Annotated in this window: 12 protein-coding genes and 2 pseudogenes; 8 read left to right on the top strand and 6 right to left on the bottom strand. The window is 70.3% G+C overall.

Features of this window, described 5'->3' with window-relative positions:
- Nucleotides 1–13: 13 nt before the first annotated feature.
- The gene (locus ACQF4J_RS22200; protein WP_351570985.1) at nucleotides 14–1,072 is read right to left on the bottom strand and encodes a PucR family transcriptional regulator; all 1,059 of its coding nucleotides are present in this window, start codon (nucleotides 1,070–1,072) and stop codon (nucleotides 14–16) included.
- 194 nt (nucleotides 1,073–1,266) lie between these two features.
- On the opposite strand from ACQF4J_RS22200, the gene ACQF4J_RS22195 reads away from it, so the two are divergent.
- The 3 genes from ACQF4J_RS22195 to ACQF4J_RS22185 all read left to right on the top strand — a co-directional run bounded on the left by ACQF4J_RS22195 (nucleotide 1,267) and on the right by ACQF4J_RS22185 (nucleotide 9,022).
- Nucleotides 1,267–1,884 (top strand): hypothetical protein, encoded by a 618-nt coding sequence (locus ACQF4J_RS22195; RefSeq protein ID WP_427166625.1) that lies wholly within the window; start codon nucleotides 1,267–1,269, stop codon nucleotides 1,882–1,884.
- A gap of 74 nt (nucleotides 1,885–1,958) precedes the next feature.
- Nucleotides 1,959–4,124 (top strand): flotillin family protein, encoded by a 2,166-nt coding sequence (locus ACQF4J_RS22190; protein WP_351570991.1) that lies wholly within the window; start codon nucleotides 1,959–1,961, stop codon nucleotides 4,122–4,124.
- 155 nt (nucleotides 4,125–4,279) lie between these two features.
- A complete protein-coding gene (locus tag ACQF4J_RS22185; RefSeq protein WP_427166623.1) occupies nucleotides 4,280–9,022 on the top strand; it encodes a DNA repair ATPase in 4,743 nt (1,580 codons plus the stop codon).
- A gap of 25 nt (nucleotides 9,023–9,047) precedes the next feature.
- Here the strand turns inward: ACQF4J_RS22185 and ACQF4J_RS22180 are convergent, their stop codons facing one another.
- From ACQF4J_RS22180 to ACQF4J_RS22165, 4 genes are all read right to left on the bottom strand, one after another.
- Complete coding sequence (locus tag ACQF4J_RS22180; protein ID WP_351801380.1) at nucleotides 9,048–9,299, bottom strand: hypothetical protein; 252 nt, start codon at nucleotides 9,297–9,299, stop codon at nucleotides 9,048–9,050.
- 308 nt (nucleotides 9,300–9,607) lie between these two features.
- Complete coding sequence (locus ACQF4J_RS22175; RefSeq protein WP_427166620.1) at nucleotides 9,608–10,879, bottom strand: sugar ABC transporter permease; 1,272 nt, start codon at nucleotides 10,877–10,879, stop codon at nucleotides 9,608–9,610.
- A 5-nt stretch (nucleotides 10,880–10,884) separates the two neighbouring features.
- Nucleotides 10,885–11,667 carry an ATP-binding cassette domain-containing protein gene (locus ACQF4J_RS22170; RefSeq protein WP_351571003.1) on the bottom strand — a complete coding sequence of 261 codons (783 nt, stop codon included), beginning with the start codon at nucleotides 11,665–11,667 and terminating at the stop codon, nucleotides 10,885–10,887.
- A gap of 17 nt (nucleotides 11,668–11,684) precedes the next feature.
- On the bottom strand, nucleotides 11,685–12,773 hold the full coding sequence (locus ACQF4J_RS22165; RefSeq protein ID WP_351571006.1) for a sugar ABC transporter substrate-binding protein: 1,089 nt from the start codon (nucleotides 12,771–12,773) through the stop codon (nucleotides 11,685–11,687).
- A gap of 447 nt (nucleotides 12,774–13,220) precedes the next feature.
- Here ACQF4J_RS22165 and ACQF4J_RS22160 point away from each other — a divergent pair, with 447 nt between their 5' ends.
- From ACQF4J_RS22160 to ACQF4J_RS22150, 3 genes and pseudogenes are all read left to right on the top strand, one after another.
- The gene (locus ACQF4J_RS22160) at nucleotides 13,221–15,734 is read left to right on the top strand and encodes a SpoIIE family protein phosphatase (protein WP_351571009.1); all 2,514 of its coding nucleotides are present in this window, start codon (nucleotides 13,221–13,223) and stop codon (nucleotides 15,732–15,734) included.
- An 11-nt stretch (nucleotides 15,735–15,745) separates the two neighbouring features.
- Complete coding sequence (locus ACQF4J_RS22155) at nucleotides 15,746–16,828, top strand: sugar ABC transporter substrate-binding protein (RefSeq protein ID WP_427166618.1); 1,083 nt, start codon at nucleotides 15,746–15,748, stop codon at nucleotides 16,826–16,828.
- A 55-nt stretch (nucleotides 16,829–16,883) separates the two neighbouring features.
- Nucleotides 16,884–17,070, top strand: a pseudogene (locus tag ACQF4J_RS22150) (50S ribosomal protein L4); the annotation flags it as partial.
- 2 nt (nucleotides 17,071–17,072) lie between these two features.
- Here the strand turns inward: ACQF4J_RS22150 and ACQF4J_RS22145 are convergent.
- Nucleotides 17,073–17,262: pseudogene (locus tag ACQF4J_RS22145) on the bottom strand (50S ribosomal protein L4); the annotation flags it as partial.
- Between the two features lie 838 nt (nucleotides 17,263–18,100).
- On the opposite strand from ACQF4J_RS22145, the gene ACQF4J_RS22140 reads away from it, so the two are divergent.
- Nucleotides 18,101–19,318, top strand: a complete 1,218-nt coding sequence (locus ACQF4J_RS22140; protein ID WP_427166616.1) for a DNA cytosine methyltransferase — start codon at nucleotides 18,101–18,103, stop codon at nucleotides 19,316–19,318.
- Nucleotides 19,319–19,458: 140 nt separating this feature from the next.
- On the top strand, nucleotides 19,459–20,178 hold the full coding sequence (locus tag ACQF4J_RS22135) for a hypothetical protein (protein WP_427166614.1): 720 nt from the start codon (nucleotides 19,459–19,461) through the stop codon (nucleotides 20,176–20,178).
- The last annotated feature ends 111 nt before the right edge of the window (nucleotides 20,179–20,289 follow it).

Raw genomic sequence — 20,289 nt, 5'->3', positions numbered from 1 at the left:
CCCTGACAAGCCCTCACAACGGCTTGGCCGGCCAGTCCAGCAGCCGTGCTCCGATGACGGCCGTCTGCAGCATGTACCGATGGCCGGGGTCGCACGGATCGGCCCCGGTCAGCTGGTGGATCCGCGCCAGCCGGTAGGTCAGCGCCCGCACGCTCAGCGCCAGCCGCCGAGCCGCCTCCGCGGCGACGCACCCGCAGTCGAAGTACACGGTCAGCGTCTTGAGCAGCGGCTCCGCACCGCCGCGCGCCGCGGTCAGCGGACCCAGCGCGTCCCGCACCAGGTCGGCCATGGCCTGGCGGTCCCGGGCGAGGACGGGATACACCAGCAGGTCGGCGGCGCGCAGCACGGGCCCCTCCAGCCCGAGCCGCTCGGCCAGTTCGAGGGTGTTGAGGGCCTCCTCGTAGGACTGGACGACCCCGCCGGGGCCCTGCTGCGGCCGGCCGATGGCGACGCGGCAGCCGTCCGTGGCGGCGTACGCGTGCTTGGCGAAGTGGGCGAGGACCTCGTCCTGGTCGCCGGGCGCGACGCACAACAGCCGTCCGTCCTTGGTGGTGAGCAGGATGTTGCGCTCGCCGAAGCGGGCGTTGAGGGCGTGCTCCACCCGGCGGGGGACCGGCGCGCCCTCGTCGTAGGCCGTCGGGCCCTGCGCGACCGCGACGGCGTGGGCGTGCGAGAGGCGCAGACCGAAGCGTTCGGCGCGTTCGGCGAGGTGCCCGAGGTCGCTGCGGCCGTAGAGGAGGTCGTCGATGAACTCCCGGCGCGCGGCCTCCTCCCGGCGTACGGCGACCAGTTGGGCGTGCTCGTAGCCCTCGGCGAAGGCGTCGACGACCTGGGTCATGGCGGCGAGCGTGCTGTCGGCGGAGCCGGGCGTGGCCGGCCAGGCGGCCCGGGTGGCGGCGAGGTGGGCGACGATCAGGGCGCGCAGCCCGTGACCGGCCTCGGCGGCCTGCTCGCCCAGCGCGCGCCGGGCCGCTATCTCGTCGCGGGTCAGCCGCCGGCCGGTCGCCGACACCTCCGCCAGCAGTTGGGCATACCCGTCCAGATACTCGTCCGGCGTCGCACGCTCCGCCACCCCGTCCCCCGTTTCCTGACGCGCCGGTGACGGTTTCTTAGCGCTGCCCCGGCATCGAAACCCTAGTGAACACTGCCGGAAACCGGCAATGCGCGGGCGTGCGCAGGGCGCGCACCATGGGCCGAGGGGAGCACGACGGACGGTCCCGATGCCGGACTCCGGCATCGGGACCCATCGAACGGGGGTCGGGGATCATGGGGGCGTTTCTCGCGGCCGCCGCGGGGTTTCCCACCGTCCTGTTCAGCTCGGCACTCGTCGTGGTCGTCGTCTTCTGGCTGCTGACCGCCGTCGGCGCGGCCGACCACCACAGCTTCCACGGGCACCAGCACTTCGAGGCGTGGGGGATGGGCGGGGTGCCGGTGACGGTCGCGTTCTCCCTGCTCACCGCGGTCGCCTGGTTCGTCAGTCTCAGCACGACGGTGCTGCTGGACCCGCTGGTGCCGTTCGGGCTCGCCCGGGCCGCGTTCCGGGTCGCGGTCCTGGCGGTGGCGCTGCTGGTCGCCTGGCGGACGACCCGGCTGCTCGTACGTCCCCTGCGTCATCTCTTCCCGGACGCCCCCGGTCCCTCCCGGCACGACTTCGTCGGTCTGATCTGCACGATCCGCACGGGCCGGGTGGACGGCGGCTTCGGACAGGCCGAGGTCAGGCCGGCCGACGGCTCCAGCGCGCTGGTCCAGGTGCGCCAGTCGGGCGACGACGCCCTGCACAGCGGCAGCACCGGGCTTCTGTACGCCTACGACGAGGCGGGCGAGTTCTTCTGGGTCGCGCCCTACGACAGCGCGCTCGACCCAGGGCATCCCGGCACCGGCTGATGCCCCTACCACCTGCTCCCGGCTCCGCCTGACTTCGGCTCACCCACCCACTTCATCCTTCGAGGACTCATGTCATGAACGCCATCACCGTGGGCATCGGCGTGCTCGTCGCCGTCGTGCTGCTCATCGCGCTCACCCTGCTGCTGGTGGTCGGCCGGCTGTTCCGCAAGGTGGAGCAGGGCCGGGCGCTGATCATCTCCAAGACGAAGAAGGTCGACGTCACCTTCACCGGGGCCGTCGTCCTGCCGGTACTGCACAAGGCCGAGTACATGGACATCTCGGTGAAGACCATCGAGATCCGCCGCACCGGCCGCGAGGGCCTGATCTGCCGGGACAACATCCGCGCCGACATCCACATCAGCTTCTTCGTCCGGGTCAACAAGACCGTCGAGGACGTCATCAAGGTCGCCCAGGCCATCGGCACGCACACCGCCAGCGACCCGGCGGCGATCCAGGACTTCTTCGCCGCGAAGTTCTCCGAGGCCCTCAAGACGGTCGGCAAGCAGCTGGACTTCGTCGACCTCTACACCAAGCGCGAGGAGTTCCGGGACCGGATCATCCAGGTCATCGGCACCGACCTCAACGGCTACCACCTCGACGACGCGGCCATCGACTTCCTCGAGCAGACCCCGATGACCCAGCTGGACGCGGCGAACATCCTCGACGCGCAGGGCATCCGGAAGATCACCGAGCTGACCACGGTCGAGCACGTGCGCACCAACGAGTACGAGCGCACCGAGCAGAAGGAGATCACCCGGCAGAACGTCGAGGCCCGGGAGACCATCCTGGAGCTGGAGCGCCGCCAGGCCGAGGCGGAGATCAGGCAGCGGCGCGAGGTGGAGACCCTGCGCGCCAAGGAGGAGGCCGTCACCGCGAGGGTGCAGGAGGAGGAACGGCTCGGCGCGCAGACCGCGTTCCTGCGCACCGAGGAGCAGCTCGGCGTCCAGCGGGAGAACCAGGCCCGAGAGATCGCCGTCGCGCAGAAGAACCGCGAGCGTGTCATCGCCGTCGAGAACGAGCGCATCGAGAAGGACCGCCTGCTGGAGGTCATCGCGCGGGAGCGGGAGACCGCACTGTCCGGGATCGCCAAGGACAAGGAGGTGGAGGCCGAGCGGCGTACGGTCGCGGACGTGGTCCGGGAGCGGATCGCCGTCGACCGGACGGTCGCCGAGCAGGAGGAGGCCATCAAGAAGCTGCGCGTCGTCGAGGAGGCCGAGCGCGAACGGCAGTCGGTGATCATCGCCGCGGAGGCCGAGGCGCAGGAGAAGCTGGTCAAGGACATCAAGGCCGCGGAGGCCGCCGAGGTCGCGGCCAAGCACCGTGCCGCCGAGCAACTCACCCTCGCCGAGGCGCGGTTGAAGTCCGCCGACCTCGACGCCCGGGCCAAGCTGCGGCTCGCCGAGGGCGTGCAGGCCGAGTCGGCCGCGGAGGGTCTCGCCGCCGTACAGGTCCGCGACAAGGAGGCCGAGGTCACCGAGAAGGCCGGCCGCGCGGAGGCCGTGGCCACGGAGGCGCGGCTGCGGGCCGAGGCGGAGGGCGCGCGGGCGAGGACGCTCGCGGAGGCCGAGGGCACCCGGGCGAAGACGCTCGCGGAGGCCGAGGGCGCCGAGGCCAGGCTGCGGGCCGAGGCGGAGGGCGCGCGGGCCAAGGCGCTCGCGGAGGCCACCGGCATCGGCGAGAAGCTCAAGGCCGAGGCGGAGGGCCTGAGCCAGAAGGCGGTCGCGATGGCCGCCCTGGACGACGCCTCCCGCGGCCACGAGGAGTACCGGCTGCGGCTGGCGGCGGAGAAGGAGATCCGCCTGGCCGGCCTCGACACGCAGCGGCAGGTCGCCGAGGCACAGGCCACGGTCCTGGCGACGGGCCTGGAGAACGCCGACATCGACATCGTCGGCGGCGAGTCCGTCTTCTTCGACCGGCTGATGTCGGCGATCTCACTGGGCAAGGGCGTCGACGGCTTCGTCCAGAACTCGGACACGGCACAGGCGCTGGCGAAGCCCTGGCTGGACGGCACGGCGAGCTTCACGCAGGACGTGAGCCGCGTGCTGGGCTCGGTCTCCACCGCCGACGTGCAGAACCTCACCGTCTCGGCGCTGCTGCTGAAGCTGATGCAGACGGGCGGGGCGGATGCGGTCGCGCTGCGGCAACTGCTGGACAGGGCGGGTGAGCTGGGCGTGGCGGACACCCCCTTGGCGTCCGTGAACGGCAATGCCCCCAAGGGGCGCGGCGAACTGCGCGATTAGGGCCTGTCGTTTGGGTCAGCTCGGCGCCGCGGACGGACGGCGACCCACCGTGGCACCCCCTTGCCACCCCTGAACCGTTCCGGAGCCGCCGCACGAGGGGACGGCGGCTCCGGAACTCTGATGCACCGATCTGTCGAGCTCGTGGAGAGGGAACCATGACCACCGGCCCGGACACCCCGCGTGAGGGCGCGTACGAGACTCAGGGCGACGGCGCCTACGAGGTGCTGCGCGACCGCCTCACCGCCCAGGCCGCCGAACTCGCCCGCCGCGCCGAACTCCTCAACGCGCGCCGCGTCGAGGAGTTCGGCTCCACCGGGCTGGAGCTCACCGGCAGCGGAAGCCTGCGCACCGAGCACAGCCACGTACCCCGGGACCTGGTCGCCGTCGGCGACGCGCTGCTGCTCGGCAGCACCGGCACTCCCGGTCCTGGAGGACCTCCCACGGTCGCCGACGTCCTCACCCTCCACGACCGCGACCTGAACCCGCTGCCCGAGGACGCGGTCCCCGGCCTCCTCGACGATCCCGCCTTCATCCGTGAGTTCGCCGAGCTGCACCGCTACTACCGCGACGCCCGGCTCCTGCAACTGCGGCTGCTGGAAGGCAGGTTGCTGGCCGTCTTCCAGACCGGCGAGCTGACCGACGACATCCGCGTGCTGCGCTGGAACGTCGCGACCGACGGCCGGGTCTCCTTCCTCGACGCGCGCGGCGAACGCGACCACGTCTTCCCGCCGGCCCACGACTTCACCTGGACCCGAACCACCCGCGACGACCACGTCCTCGGCCGCCACCCCCATGTCTCCGTCGACGGCGAGGTGTTCGTCACCACGGTCGGCGGCGCCCTCACCGTCAAGACCGAAGACGACACCGAGACCGCCGAAGGCATCCACAGCGAACCGGTCGCCGAACCGCTGCAGTCCCTCGCCGACGCGGAGATCGCCTACGCGCGCGTGGGCGCGCTGATCCTCCTGGACGTCCTGCCCTACAAGGAGGAAACCCGCCGCCACCTCGTCTTCAACACCCTGACCAGGACCGTCGTCCGCCTCGACGGAATCGGCCGGTCCTGCCACCGGCTCCCCGAGGAGCAGGGCATCGTCTTCCCGGGCGGATACTGCCTGGCCACGGGGTCGTACAAGACCTTCGACGGCGTCGACACCGTCGGCCTCGAACTCGAGCGGACGGTGCGCTCACCGAACGGCGAGGACGTCCTGTTCGCCTACCACGCGCGCGCCACCGGCCGCAGCCTGCTGCTGCCGTACAACATGGTCCGCAAGCAGGTCGCCACCCCGCTGACCTGCGACGGCTGGGCGCTGTTCGAGGACGGCGCGTTGACCGTGCTGCGCCCGCACACCGGCGACCCGGCCCGTCTCCACCCCGTGCAGCGGTGGACCTCCCCCTACGTCTCCGACACCCACGCGGCCACCCGCCCCGCCGGCACCGGTCCGCTCGCCCGCGTCGGCAACGCCGACCTCGTCCGGGGCATCTCCGACTGCCTCTCCGTCACCGCGACCGCGGCCGGTACGACGCCCACGACCGAGGTGTACGAGGCCCTGGTCGCCGCCTGTGTCCGGGTGACGGACACCCACCACTGGCTCGGCGACCCCGAACTGGGCGATCTGCGCACCCCGTTGGACGCCGTCCGGGCGACCGCCGAGCGGGTGCTGACCGAGTTCGAGACAGTCCGGACCCTCACCCGCCAGGCCGCCGACGCCCTCGAGCAGGCATCCGAGCACACCACCACTCTGGTACGACGCCTGCGCGGGGAACCACCGCGCGATGCCGCCTCCTGGATCGACGGCCTGACCGAACTGCGCCGCGCCCAGGGCCGGTTGCTCACGCTGAAGGACCTGCGGTACGCGGACACCGCCCGCGTCGACGCCCTTGCGGCGGAGACCGAGGCGGACCTGGCGTCGTTCGGGCAGCGGGCGGTGGCAGCGCTGGCCCGCGAGGACGCCTTCGCCGGCCACCACGAGGACGTCGAGGCCCTGATCGCCCAGGCCGGCGCACTCGCCACGGCCACCGAGGCGGCACCGCTCACCGCCCGACTGGACGAACTGGCCGAGCGGCTGCGGACGGTCACCGAGGTGGTGTCCGGCCTCGACATCGCGGACCCCACGGTCCGTACGTCCGTACTGGAGCGGGTGGCCGAGGTGCTGGGCGGGACCAACCGGGCCCGCGCCGTCCTGGAGGCCCGGCGCCGCGCACTGCGGGACCGGGAGGGCCGCGCCCAGTTCGCCGCCGAACTGGCGCTGCTCGCCCAGTCGATCACCGGGGCCCTGGCCGCCGCCCCCGACCCGCAGGCCTGCGACACCCAACTGTCTTCGATGCTGGTCCAGTTGGAGAACCTGGAAGCCCGCTTCACCGACCACGACGACTTCCTCACCGAACTCGCGGACAAACGCACCGAGATCCACGAGACGTTCGCCGCCCGCAAGCAGACCCTCGCCGACGAACGCGCCCGCCGCGCCGAACAACTCGCCGCCTCCGCCCACCGCCTCCTGGAGACGGTGACCCGCCGCGCGATCGCCCTCCCCGACGCCGAGGCGATCGGGGCGTACTTCGCCTCCGACCCGATGGTCACCAAGGTCCGCCGCACCACCGACGACCTGCGTGCCCTCGGCGACCCGGCCCGCGCGGACGAACTGGCGGGCCGCCTGACCGCCGCCCGCCAGGAGGCCGGCCGCGCCCTGCGCGACCGCACCGACCTGTACGCCGACGACGGCCGCACCCTGCGCCTGGGCCGCCACCGGTTCGCCGTCAACACCGAGCCCCTCGACCTCACCCTGGTCCCGCACGGCCCTGACGGCCTGGCCTTCGCCCTCACCGGCACGGACTACCGCTCCCCGGTGACCGACCCCGGTTTCGCCGCCACCCGCCCCTACTGGAACCGCCCCCTGCCCTCGGAATCCCCCGAGGTCTACCGCGCCGAGCACCTCGCGGCCCGGCTGCTCGCCGAACACGGCCCGGCCGCCCTCGCCGAGACGGACCTGGCCGCCCTGGTCCGCCGCACCGCCGAGGAGTCGTACGACGAAGGTCACGAACGCGGCGTCCACGACCACGACGCGACGGCGATCCTCACCACCCTCCTCCCACTCCACTCTCAGGCGGGCCCGCTGTGCCACCCGCCCACCGCTCGGGCGGCGGCCCACCTGTTCTGGACGCACGAGACCACCCCCGAGGCGCGTGAGACATGGACGAGACGCGCACGCTCACTGGCCCGGGCGAAGGAGACCTTCGGACTGGCCCCGGCGATCGCCGACTTCTGCGCCGAGCTGGGTGCGGCCATGGGGGACGCGGCGGCGGCGAGGTACCTCTTCGAGGAGCTCACGACGGGCCCGGAGGGATTCGTGCTGAGCGTCGGCGCCCGCGAGTTCCTCGACAAGTTCCGCCGCGCGGTCGGCACGCCGGCCTACGACGAGGACCTGACCGCCCTCGACGACCTGCCGTCCCGCCGCCAGCTGGTCGAGGCATGGCTGTCGGCGTACGCCACGACCAGCGGGTACGCCGACCTGCCTCCCGGCGACCTGGCCGAGGCGGTCGCGGCGGAGCTCTGCCCCGCCCTGCCGCGTTACGAGTCGGACGCCCCGCTGACGGCGACGGTGGACGGCCTGCTCGGCACCCACCCCCGCGTCACCGCGTCCGGCACCCTGACCCTCCGCCTCGACGAATTCCTGACGCGCACAACCGAGTTCAGGACGACCGAGGTCCCGGCACACCGCGCCTACCTGCGCCGGCGCACCGCGCTGGTGACCGCGGAACGCACCCGCATCCGCGTCGACGACCACCGCCCGCGTGTGATGACGACCTTCGTCCGCAACCGCCTCATCGACGAGGTCTACCTCCCCCTCCTGGGCGACAGCCTGGCCGGACAACTGGGCACGACGGCCGGGCCCGGCACGGGCGGCCTCCTGCTGCTGGTCTCCCCGCCGGGGTACGGCAAGACGACGCTCATGGAGTACGTGGCGGACCGCCTGGGCCTGGTCCTGGTGAAGGTCGACGGCCCGGCACTCGGCCACCGGGTCACCTCCCTCGACCCGGCCGAGGCGCCGAACGCCACGGCCCGCCAGGAGGTCGAAAAGATCAACTTCGCGCTCGCGGCCGGCAACAACACCCTCCTCCACGTGGACGACATCCAGCACACGTCCCCCGAACTCCTGCAGAAGTTCGTGCCGTTGTGCGACAGCACGCGCCGCGTCGAGGGCGTGTGGGACGGCGAGCCCCGCACCTACGACCTGCGCGGCAAACGCTTCGCCGTCTGCCTGGCCGGCAACCCCTACACCGAGTCCGGCACCCGCTTCCACGTCCCCGACATGCTGGCCAACCGGGCCGACGTATGGAACTTGGGAGACGTCGTGACCGGAAAGGAAGCAACCTTCGCGCTGAGCTTCATCGAAAACGCCCTCACCGCGAACCCCACCCTGGCCCCCTTGGCGGCCCGCCCCCGCCCCGACCTGGACGTCCTGCTCCGCCTGGCGTCGCAGGACCCGACGGCCCACCCGGACGACCTCACCCACCCCTGCGCCCCGGCCGAACTGACCCAGATCCTCGCGGTCCTACGCCACCTCCTCACGGCCCGCGACACGGTTCTGGCGGTGAACGAGGCGTACATGAACTCCGCCGCCCAGTCCCCCGCGACCCGCACCGAGCCCCCCTTCCAACTCCAGGGCTCCTACCGCAACCTCAACAAGATCGCCCAACGCATCCACCCGACGATGAACGCCACAGAACTCACCGCGGTGGTCACCGACCACTACCGCACCGAAGCCCAGACCCTCCCGACAGCCACAGAGGCCAACCTCCTGAAACTGGCGGAACTTCGAGGCACGTTGACCCCGGAGCAGGCGGCTCGCTGGACGGCCCTGAAGCAGACGTACACGAGTGGCGAACGCCAGGTCGGCTGACGGCGACGGGCAACGTTGGTGTCCATCAAAGCCGTCGGCCCCGTACCACGCCGTCGTCCGTCACCTCGTACAAGTCGATGCGCAACAGTGCGCGCACATGGGCCGGTACGCGCTCGACGGCCTTCATGGACGAGGAAGGCACCACCAGCGCGTACCGGATGCGGGCTTCCCGGCTCGTCATCCGCCTCAGCAGTTGCCCGTAGGCGATGTCGGCGTCGATTCCCTTCTCACTCGTGCGGCCCTTGGCTTCGCAGATGAGCCGCTCATCGCCACGCACGGCTTCGAGATCGGTCCAACGGTCCGTGGGATCGACCGGTGTCCAGCCTTCGCCGGCCTGCGGGCAGCGGCCATGGACTCGTCGTCGCTCAGACAGGCGTCGGCGTCGTACACCTCCACTACGCGGCGGGCCGGTATGGCCTTGCAGCCGTATTCGGCCTGGAGTGCCATGAGCCGCTGCCCAGGGGAGAGGGCTGTACCAGCTCTTGGTGAAGTGAGAACCAGCAGACAACAAGAATGGCCCCCTGACGCTCTCACAGGGCGGCATGGGTTGCAGAAACTGCAGGTGTGACGGACCGGCAACGGCCGTCAGGCGCGTCCGTGTGCCTCCTGCGAGCGTCGTGCCAGGGCGTCGAAGAGTACGGCGGCGAACAGGACGCCGCCCGTGATGACGAACTGGATCGCGGTGGGGGTGTCCGTGATCGCCATGCCCGAGGCGATGGACTGGATGACCAGCATCCCGAGCACCGCGGACCAGGTCGTACCGCGCCCGCCGAACAGGCTCGTGCCGCCGATGACGGCCGCCGCGATGGCGTTGAGGAGCAGCACGCCGGAGCCCGAGCTCTGGCTCACCGAAGTGATACGCGAGGCCAGGAACAGGCCGCCGACCGCGGCCATGGTGCCCGACACCGCGAGCACCGCCGTCTGGACCCCGGTCACGTTGAGGCTGGCGCGCCGGGCCGCCTCGACGCCGCCGCCGAGGGCGTACACCTGCCGTCCGTAGTGTGTGCGGCGCAGCAGGATGTCGAGCCCCGCCACCACCACGAGGAAGATCAGCAGGGCCAGCGGCAGCCCCTGGAACCGGTTGAGCAGATACGCAGAGGCGAACGCGACCACCGCGAGCGCCCCCGTGCGTAGGGCGATCTCGCTCAGCGAGCGGTGCGGCATGTTCGCTGCCGTGCGGCGGCGCAGGTCCAGGTACGACACAAGGAAGACCGAGCCCGCCGCGAGCGCCGCCAAGCTGTAGGCGACGGCGTCGTTGGTGAAGTAGTAGCCGGTCAGATCGGCGAGGAAGCCGTTCTCGGCGAGGTTGATCGTGCCGCTGGTGCCGAGGATGTAGAGCATCAGCCCGTTCCATGTGAGCAGCCCCGCGAGCGAGACGACGAACACCGGTACCCGGGTCTTGGCGCAGGAGAAGCCCTGCACGGCTCCCGCCGCCGTGCCGGTGAGCACCGCGAGGATCAGGGCCAGCCATTCGGGCACACCGTTGTTCACGTTCAGCACCGCGAAGACGGCCGCCGCGAGGCCGCTGATCGAGCCGACCGACAGGTCGAGTTCACCGATCAGCAGCACGAAGACGATGCCGACCGCGATCAGCCCCGTGCCCACGATGTCCACGCTGAGGTTGGACAGGTTCCGCGGCGAGAGGAAGTTCGTGTTGAGGGACTGGAAGATGATCCACACCGTGGCGAGCACGAGGACCACGGGGAGCGAGCCCGTCTCCCCGGCCCGCAGCCTGCTCCGGAAGGAGGCCGCGCCGCCCTTCGCGGCGTGGGCGACGGCATGGCGCAGCCGCGGCCGGCGCGTCGTGGCGACGGGTGCGGCGGACTCCGCCGGCTGGTTGTCCTCCATACGGCGCATCCCCCTCACCATCCCGCCTCGTGCGCGGGCGGCCGGCGCGGCATGTTCTCCGTGGCGCCCGTGATGGACGAGATGATCTGTTCCTGGGAGGCGGTGTTGACGTTGAAGAAGCCGTTGTTGCGGCCGAGCCGCAGCACCGCGGCCCGGTCCGCCAGCGCCTTCACGTCACCCATGTTGTGGCTGATCAGCAGCACGCCCATACCGCGGTCGCGCAGCGCGTCGACGAGGTCCAGGACCTCGGTGGTCTGCTCGAATCCCAGCGCCGCGGTCGGTTCGTCCAGCAGCAGCACCCGGGGCTCGCCGAGCAGCGAGCGGGCGATGGCGACCGTCTGCCGCTGGCCGCTGGAGAGCGACACCACCGGGGCGCGCAGATTGGGGACGGTCCTGGTCAGGCGTTTGAGCAGATCGAGGGTACGGCTCTCCATCTCGATCTCGTTGAGGAACCCGAACCTGCGGATCTCCCGGCCGAGGAACAGATTGCCGACGACATCGAGGTTCCCGCACAGCGCGAGGTCCTGGTAGACGGTGGCGATGCCGAGGTCCCGGGCGTCGTGCGGGCGTCTGATGTGGACCGGTCGGCCCTCCCACTCGATGACGCCCCGGTCCGCGGGGGCCACGCCGGAGATCACCTTGACGAGGGTGGACTTGCCGGCCCCGTTGTCGCCGAGCAGGGCGACCACCTGCCCGGCCTTGAGCTCCAGCTCGACGTCCCGCAGGACCTCGACGACACCGAAGCGCTTGCACACCCCGCGCAGCGCCAGCAAGGGGGGAGCCGACACGGACATCATCTCCTTCCCGGGGCTTGTCAGGTCAGTCCGGCCTTGCTGCAGGCGCTCGCCAGCCGGGGCACACAGATCTGCCCGACGGTGTAGACGCCGTCCTTCACCAGCGTGTCCTTGATGTTGCCGACGGTCACCGAGACGGGTGTGAGCATGACGGCCGGAACCTGTTTGCCGCCCCTCGGTCGCACGGTGTCCTTGGCGACCCGGTCGAGGGCGGCACCATGGGCCGCGGTCACGGCCATGGTGGCCCCGGCCGAGGCCTCGGGACCGAAGGGCTTGTACACGGTCATGTACTGCTCGCCGCCGACGATGCGCTGCACGGCCCCGAGCTCGGCGTCCTGCCCGGTGACCGGGGGCAGCGGGTCGACCTTGTTCGCCTTGAGCGCGGAGATGCTCCCGGCGGCCAGCCCGTCGTTGGCGGCGTACACCCCGTGGATGTTGGCGACCCCCAGGGCGGAGAGCGCGCCGGACATGTTCATGTTCGCGGTCTCCGGCCGCCACTGCAGCGTGTCGTAGGCCTTGCCGATCTTCACCCGGCCCGCGAGCACGGACAGGGCGCCCTTTTTGAACTGTGCCGCGTTGGGGTCGCTGGGATCGCCGTTCATCATGACGATCTGCCGCTTGCCCGCGCTGTCGTCACGCATCGCCCTCAGCAGGGCCCGGCCCTGGAGTCTGCCGACCTCCTGGCCGTCGAAGGAGACGAAGCCGGAGATCGGGCCCTCGGCGAGGCGGTCGTAGGCGATGACCGGGATGTCCGCCTGGGCCGCGTCCCTGACCTCGTTGGCCAGCGATCGGGCGTCCACGGCCACGAGCACGATGGCGTCGACCCCCTTGGTGATCATCGAGTCCATCTGCTCCTGCTGGATCGCCACATCGTTCTTGGCGTTGGCGTGCTCGACCACGCAGTCGGCGCACAGCTGTCTGATGTTCTTCTCCAGCAGGGGCCTGTCCTGTGCCTCCCAGCGGGCCGTGGTGGCGTCCGGCAGCAGCAGACCGATCCGCGGCGCGCTCTGGCCGTCGGGGTCGCCGCCGCCCGACCCGCAGGCGGCGAGAGCCACGGCCATCGGGATCACGCCCAACGTCAGCACCACGTGCCGTATGCCGGCCCTCATCCGAAAGACCTCCTTCGCCGGCGTCGTGCGCGTGGCGCGAAGGAGCGCGTGCAGAGCGGCGACCCGGATTCGTGCGTGGTCCGGTCGGCCCGTACGCACGACGACCGATGCCCTGCGACGGTACGAGCCCGTGTGGGCCGGGCGGCCATGTCGGCACGGACGGCCGCCCAGGCGATACGGGGCCTGCGCCCGGCCGGCCCGGTACCGGCGGCGATGTCGTCGAGCATGGCGATACCCGGCCTCCTCACATTCCACGGGTACGGCCGGGCGCCGACGCTAGAGGTCCGCCAGGAACGTGCCGCGTGGACGCGGCGAGACGACCATGTCGCCAGTGTGGCACCGGGCGGGGCGATCGGCGACTCTGTGGGTTTGCCCGTATATGCAATTCTGGTGGTGGGGCCCGATCTCAGTCGCGTCTGTGGTACGGACGGGAAGTAGGTTGCGGACATGCCTCATGACGGCGCCATCCGGGCCGCAGTGTCCGGACCGGGTGTATCCGGGGCCGACACCGCGGACACCGGTGCGCCGCCTCCGGTTCCGCGGGCGGCGGGCGAGCAGGCCCTGGCCTTCGCCGGGGTGGCCCTGGCCGCGGTGTACGTACCCGGCGGCGCCGACAAGCGGGAGCTACGGCTGGCCGAGACGGCCCGGTGGGCCGCCTCCGAATACCGGCTGCCCGAGCATCTGCACCTGCCCGGAGGCTCAGCGGCGGAGCACGCCATGCGCGCCGACCGGCCGCTGTGGCTGGCTCCGGCCGCACTGGCCGCCTACCCCGAGGGCGGGCCCACGCCGCGAGCGGACGCGTCGCTCGGCGCGCTGCCCCTCAGGAGCGAAGGCGAGCGGCTCGGCTGCCTCGTCGTGGTGGGGACCGGCCCGGACGGCTTCTCCGCCGAACAACGGCACTTCCTCGAGCGGTACGCCGACGCGGTCGCCCACCTGCTGCCCTCCGCCGTCGGCCGGCCCGAGCCGTGGGCGCTGCTGGACACCGCCCTGCGCAGTCTGCGCGTCGGCTCCTTCGTGCTGCTGCCGGACACCGGCCGGATCGAGGCGGACCGGACCCTCCTCGACCTCGTCGGCATCACCCCGGACGACTTCGACGGCAAGGCGGACACCCTGCTCGCGCACGCCCTTCCGGAGGACATGCACGCCCTGGTGTCGGTCCTGGAGCCGGCCACCCAGACGTTCGGCCGGCGTGAGCTGGAGTTCCGCGTCCGAGGTCCCACCGGTGAGATGCGCTGGCTGAGCCTGAGCTGCCGGGTGGTGGAGGCCACCGAGGACCGGCCTGAGCTGGTGCTGGGCGTGGTGACGGCCACCTCGGTGCTGCGCCGCAGCGCGGACGAGGTCTCCAGGATCCAGTGGCTCACGGCCGCCCTGGACGACGCCGACACGGTCCGCGACGTCAGTCGCGTCGTGGTCGCCGCGCTGCGCGAGCCGCTGGGCGCCGACCGGGTGGCGCTGGCCGAACTGCAGGGCGAGCGGCTCATGGTCACCGTGCTGGACCCGCCGCAGCCCGACGCCTGGCCCAAGGCCTGGCGTGACGAGTGGCGCACGGAGTGGCCCGACGCGCCCGTTGGCGCCCTGCCCACCCTGCAACTGGCCCTGCGGGACGGGCGGATGGACCTGTGGCCCGCCGGCACCGCCTTCGAACCCGGCCTCGAGGGCATCGGTACCGGGGGCCTGGCCGTACTGCCCCTGCCGGCCAGGGGACAGGTGGCCGGGGTGTGCCTGGTCGGCTGGGACGAGCCGCACGAGTTCGAGCCCGACGAGCGGTCCCTGCTGACCGCCACCGCGGCCCTGGCCGGACAGGCCCTCAAGCGGGCCCACGAGCACGACGCCGAGCAGCAGCTCGCCACCATGCTCCAGCGCAGCCTGCTGCCCCGCCGCCTGCCCGAGCTGCCCGGCGGACTGGCCGTGGCCCGTTATCTGCCCGCCCGGCGGGGCCTGCAGGTGGGCGGCGACTGGTACGACGTCATCGCCCTGTCCGAGGACCGGGTGGCGCTGGTCATCGGGGACGTACAGGGACACAGCGCCGGGGCCGCGACGATCATGGGGCAGATGCGTACGGCGGTCCGGGCCTACGCGGTGGAGGGGCACCCGCCCGACGTGGTCGTCAGCCACGCCAACCGCCTCCTCGTCGGCATGGAGACCGATCTCTTCGCCACCTGCTGCTATGCCGAACTGGACATGGAGGAGGGCAACACCCTGTTCGTACGGGCCGGGCACCTCGCACCGCTGTTGCGGCTCCCCGACGGCAGCACCGAGGAGATCGAGGTCGAGGGCGGACTCCCGCTCGGCATCCTCGAGGACGCGGAGTTCCCCATGACCGCGGTCGCGCTGTCGCCCGGCACCGTGCTGGCCCTGGTCACCGACGGCTTGGTCGAGGCCGTCGGCCTGCCCGTGGACGAGGGCATGGACCTCACCCGGGGCGCACTCGCCGCGGCCGATCCGGCGGACCTCGGCCGCATGGCCGACGAGCTGCTCGGCGACGTCGGCCGCCGCGAGGACGACGTGGCGCTGCTGCTGCTGCGCTACGACGGCATGGGGACCCGCCCCACCCGGGCCGGCTGGCTGGTGTGGCGGCTGCCCGACGCCGTCATGCACGCCCGCCGCTTCACGGCGCGCACCCTTCGCAGCTGGCAGGCCGAGGAGGTGGCCGACGCGGTGCTGCTGGTCGTGTCCGAACTGGTCACCAACGCTCTGGTGTACACCCAGGGCCCGGTCCGCCTCGATCTGGTCCTGCGCGGGGACCGGGTCCGGGTCGCCGTCAGCGACTCCTCGCCGCGGGCGCCCGCCAAGCCGGTGATCGTGGACTGGGAGTCCACCGGCGGCCGGGGCCTGATGCTGGTCGAGGCGATGTCGGAGTCCTTCGGCACGACGCCGGTGGCGGGCGGCAAGCAGGTGTGGAGCGAGATCGTCGTACCGCACGAGCCGGATCCCGGGGTCTCCGGGACCGGAACGCTTTGAGGGGGCCAGCCGTGACCTTCCGCAGAGTGCACCTCCTCGCGGCGCTCCTCGCCGTACTCCTCACGCTGTCCCAGGCGGCCTGCGGGGACGAGGGCGACGGCAAGGCGGGCGCGAACGGCTTCGCCGTGGGCCTGCTGCTGCCGAGCCGGTCGCTGCCCCGCTGGGAGCACTCCGACAAACCACTGATCGAGCAGCGGGTGAAGGAGCTGTGCCCGCACTGCACCCTGGAGTACGCCAACGCCGACGACGACGTGGCCCGGCAGCGAGCACAGATGGACTCCATGATCACCAAGGGGGTCAAGGTCCTGATCCTCGATGCCGCGGACACCAAGGCCATGCGTTCCTCGATCCGCGAGGCCCGCGCCGCGGGCGTACCGGTCGTCGCCTACGACCGGCTCGCGGAAGGCCCGATCTCCGGCTTCGTCAGCTTCGACGGCCGCGAGGTCGGCAGGCTCCAGGGCGAGGCGCTCCTCAACGCCATGGGCACTGCCAAGGCCCGGCAGATCGTGATGCTCAACGGAGACCCGACCAGCCCCAACGCGGCCTGGTACCGCCAGGGCGCGCTCTCCGTCCTCGCGGGCAAGGTGCGCATCGGCAGGGCCTACGACACCCAGGGATGGAGCACGGAGAACGCCCACGCCCATATGTCCGCCGCCATCGCCGCGCTCGGCCCGAACGGGATCGACGGCGTCCTGTCGGCCAACGACGCCATGGCCGCGGGCGCCATCGCCGCACTCAAGAGCGCCGGCGTCACGGCTCTGCCGCCGGTCACCGGCCAGGACGCCGACCTCGACGCCGTACGCCGTATCGTCAAGGGCGAGCAGTACATGACGGTCTACAAGCCGTTCCGCACGGAAGCGGCCGCGGCCGCCGAGCTGGCCGTCGCGCTGGGCCGCGGCCACGATCTGCGCACCGTCGCCCCGACGACCACGGACAGTCCCACCACCCGGAACATTCCCTCGGTCCTGCTCACCCCGCGCGCGGTGACGAAGGACAACATCGAGCAGACCCTGGTCAAGGACCACGTGCACACGATCGACCAGATCTGCCGCGGCCTCCGGACGGCCTGCGCCCGCATTGGCCTCACCGGGTAGAGGACCCTCGGCTCCTGGCGGGCCGCTGCTCCCTTGAACCGACTTGTCCGATTCAGGTGGGGCGCGCCCACGCCAGAAGGGCACCGGCCGCGCCCGTCAGGGCTCGACCCGCTCGCCACACTTCGCCGGCCGGCCCTGTGTCACGCCCTCACCGACCGGGCCCGCCACGACCGCATCCACGTCGCGTCGTCACCAGCGTCATCGAGGTCGAGAACCCGTCGACGAAGGCCGCCAAGACTCTGGTCGCGGCCTTCCTTCTCTTCGGGGTCCGCTTTGAGTAGTCGCGTGGCTGCGGGCCGTGGACGACGCCACCGAGCGACTGCGACCTGGTGGACCAGTGGAACGCTGATCTTCTCAACGCCGAAGATTTCCGCGGGGAGTTCGATGCTGCCGGCCTTCTCACCCGATGGCGACAGGATGTCGACAATGCTCACCGTTGCGCCTATCTGTGCTCGGGAATCGGTCTCATGCCGCACCCCTGTGATCGAGCACATCGGGCCTCGGAATCAAGACTCCGGGTACTGCGTCAGCCATTGCTATCAAACGCAGTAAATCCGTTGCCCTACCTCGGATCTCACCGTTCACGGGGAAGAGGTTGCCTCTTGTGCATGCTCTCGCGCTGAGGAGGCGACTGCCCTTTCAATCGCACTACGCAGGCGTGGTGATCGTAACTGGCAGCATGGTGCCGACGGCCTATAGGAGTAACTCAGCGAAGGAGCCGTCGCCCAAACTGGACTCTGCTGCCTGGGCGCTTCGCTCCCCACCTGTCTCTGGCTCGTCCTGAATGCAGGCCTGGGACCCACGATCGACTCGCCTTTGGCCAGGTGCGCCGGTACCGGGCTCGGCGTCGGGCTCAGGGTGTGTGCAGGTTGGCGGCGCTGCGCCCCTGCTCTATTGCCAGATCGGCTCAGTGCACGTCAGGAGGTCTGTCTGGTGAGCAGGATTCCAAGATCTTCTCCCCGATTTCTCCCAGCAGCCCCCGAAAACCACTCAGGGACCCGACCCGCTCTGCGGATCAGGCCCCTGACCTGGTGTTACGGCTGTCGGGGTGGCGGGATTTGAACCCACGACCTCTTCGTCCCGAACGCGATCAGGTGCCCTTTGGCCTTGCGGTCAAGTTCGCAGGGCTGCTCGTTCGACTCCGAGACTGTCCAAGACAGTCCGCGGGAGTCCTGGTACGGCTGCACCGTTTGGCCCCCCGTTTGGCCCCCCGCCAGAGCTTGTCGAGCACTCCGGCCTGCTCTGTCAGACCCATATGACAGGATCTCCACCGTGAGTAATGAGGTAGACGTGAGCCAGAAGCCCCTACGCGTTGCGGGTCTCTTCGCGGGCGTGGGTGGTCTTGAGCTCGGTCTGGAGCAGGCCGGGCTTGAGACAGCCCTCCTTTGTGAAGTTTGGGCTCCCGCCCAAGCTGTACTCACTCACCGCTTCCCCGATATCCCGCTTGAGCCGGACGTTCAGCACCTCAAGGCTCTGCCTGGCGACGTCGACGTTGTCACCGCAGGGTTCCCTTGTCAGGACCTCTCGCAAGCTGGCCGAACGGCAGGCATCGGGGGTGAGCAGTCGGGTCTCGTCTCCCACGTCTTCCGGCTTCTCGAGAAGCACCACCCGCGGTGGCTTGTCCTGGAGAACGTGCGGAACATGTTGGTGCTCGACAAGGGCACAGCCATGCTCCACCTTGTGCAGGAGCTCGAAGCTCTGGGGTACTCATGGGCCTACCGACTTGTGGACTCACGCTTCACGGGGGTACCCCAGCGTCGGCAACGTGTGCTCTTCGTAGCCAGTCTCACCGAGGATCCGCGCGCTGTGCTCTTCGCTGATGACGCCGGCGAGCCGAGCGAGGATGGCTTCGCTCTGGACGCCCACGGCTTCTACTGGACCGAGGGGCTTCGCGGCCTGGGGTGGGCTCGAGACGCCGTGCCCACGGTCAAGGGCGGATCCGGTCTGAGCATTCCTTCACCACCCGCGATCTGGATCCCCACCAACCCGGCCGGCCATCGGATCGTGACTCCGTCAATCACCGACGCAGAGCAGCTTCAGGGCTTCAGCAAGGATTGGACCCTGACCGACGCCACGGCTGACAAGAAGGCTGGCCGTGACCGCTGGAAGTTGGTCGGCAATGCGGTGACTGTTGGTGTCTCGAAGTGGCTGGGCCAACGACTCCTCAACCCAGGTAGTTACGACGAGTCCGAGTTTGACCTCATGTCAGACAGTGCTCGATGGCCCACGGCGGCGTGGGGTCACAAGGGCAAGAGGTGGCGTTCCTACGCCTCGATGTGGCCGGAGCACCAGGAGTACAAGCACCTCCTGGACCTTGTGGACCTCAGCGGCCTGACTCCTCTCAGCTACCGTGCCGCGGCAGGCTTCTACTCGCGAACTCAGAAGGCCAAGCTGAAGTTTGACGAGGAGTTCCTCATCGACATGAAGGAGCATGTCGAGCTCATGGCCGCTGCCAACGTTGTTCAGGCGGCTGTCGGTGCTACCGGATAGGGTTCCCCCGAAAGGGGTGTGCCTTGGACGCGGTAGACATTCTCGTCAGGACTCTGAGCAAGCCTGTGAAGAGGCAGAACGACGAGGTTCAGTACCATCCCCGGAGCGATCGACACTCGAAGGTTGCTTGCTGGGGGATCATGTTCGACCTGCTGCAGACCAGCGGTCTTCTGCGGGCTCATGTCGAGGCAGGCAAGGTCGCCTTCGGCATCAACCATCAGATGGTTGATTTCGTTAACGACAAGAGGAAGGACCTCGACCTCGTCCTGTGCCGGCCAGGCTCTGGCGTAACCTCCAAGCGCAAGCCCTACACGCTCACATCGCTCGCGAAGAAGTGGGGCATCGAGCTGACCGAGGACCAGCAAGCTCGTCTCGATGCCCTCCCTGAACTCAGAGAAGCGCCCGTGGGGCATGTCCTCGCTGCCCTGGAAGCGAAAGCCTGTATGACGGAGCACGGCAAGGCTGGCCCACGGTTGTACGACGAGCTCAACTCCAGCCACCAGATTGTTCACGGCGCATCGAGTCAAGCTCTGGCGGTCGGTTTCTGCATGGTGAACGCTGCCGACAAGTTTTATAGTCCGACCAATCGTCACAACGGGCCGGATGCCAACGTGCACAATCAACCGCATGCCGCGCGGAAGGCGATCGAAGCCGTGAGCCGGCTTCCGCGACGAAGCGGGAGCAACGATCGCGGATATGACGGTTTCGGCATCGTCGTGGTAGATCTTCCCAACGATGGCGTCACACCGGTGACGGTAGTGACGGATCCTCCGGCACCTCCCATCGGGAACATCTTTCACTACGACTCAATGCTTCACCGTGTAGCGCACGAGTACGACACAAATTTCAGGAACATCTAAACTTACTGCTGCCGTATCGGCCGCTGCGCGCCCGTCGCTCGGCGGCCGAGATGCTTTCTGTGATGGCTGGGAGCGGAATTCCAACGAGGCCACGTCAGCGTTACGCAGGAA

The organism is Streptomyces sp. C1-1 (assembly GCF_050214755.1).
GTDB lineage: Bacteria > Actinomycetota > Actinomycetes > Streptomycetales > Streptomycetaceae > Streptomyces.
The sequence above is the reverse complement of the archived record's forward strand: the minus strand, read 5'-3'. Positions and strand labels throughout refer to the sequence as shown.